Source organism: Falsiroseomonas oryziterrae (genome assembly GCF_021864505.1).
GTDB classification, from domain to species: domain Bacteria; phylum Pseudomonadota; class Alphaproteobacteria; order Acetobacterales; family Acetobacteraceae; genus Falsiroseomonas; species Falsiroseomonas oryziterrae.
The window spans coordinates 1-814 of record NZ_JAKJIB010000656.1 but is presented as its reverse complement, the minus strand read 5'-3'; the positions used below and the strand labels follow the sequence as shown (position 1 = coordinate 814).

Here is an 814-nt window from a genome sequence, read left to right as displayed (position 1 = left end):
ACCGCCGGGCAGCTCGCGCCCCTCTGCGCCGAGGCCGCCGCCCTGCCGCGCGACGACCACGCCGCCGCCCGCGCCTTCCTCGAGGCCCGCTTCCGCGCGCTGCCGCTCGGCCAGGACACGCTGACCGGCTATTTCGAGCCGGAGCTGCGCGGCAGCCCGACCCGCACCGGGCGCTTCACCACGCCGCTGCACGCCCCTCCGCCGCTGGTCGAGGTGGATCTCGGCGCCTTCGCCGCCGACTTGCGCGGCCGGCGCATCGTGGGCGAGCTGCGGGACGGCCGGCTGCACCCGCTGCCCGACCGCGCCGCCATCATGGCCGGCGCCTTCGCGGGGCGGGGTCTCGAGATCCTCTGGGTGGACGACCCGGTGGACGCCTTCTTCCTGCAGATCCAGGGCTCCGGCCGCATCCGCATGCCGGACGGGCGGGTGATCCGCCTCGGCTATGCCGGCTGGAACGGCCATCCCTACTGGGCGATCGGCCGCGGCCTGGTGGAGCGCGGGATCATGCCGCGCGAGAGCGTGACGATGCAGTCCATCCGCGGCTGGCTCGCCACGGCGAGCCCGGCCGAGGCCAACGCCCTGATGGCCCGCAACCCCAGCTACGTCTTCTTCCGCCGCGTCGAGCTGGCGCCGGAGGACGGGCCGATCGGCAGCCTCGGCGTGCCGCTGGCGCCGATGCGCGCGCTGGCGGTGGACCGCGCGCATGTGCCGCTCGGCCTGCCGGTCTGGGTCGCCGGCCGCGACCCGCTGACCGACCGGCCGCTGCGCCGGCTGGTGGTGGCGAAGGACACCGGCGGCGCCATCCGCGGCCCCG

Annotated in this window: 1 protein-coding gene; it reads left to right on the top strand. The window is 76.9% G+C overall.

Going from position 1 to position 814, the window contains the following annotated elements:
- A partial coding sequence (mltA, locus tag L2I40_RS23905) for a murein transglycosylase A (protein ID WP_237217835.1) occupies window positions 1-814 on the top strand: 814 nt, incomplete at both ends.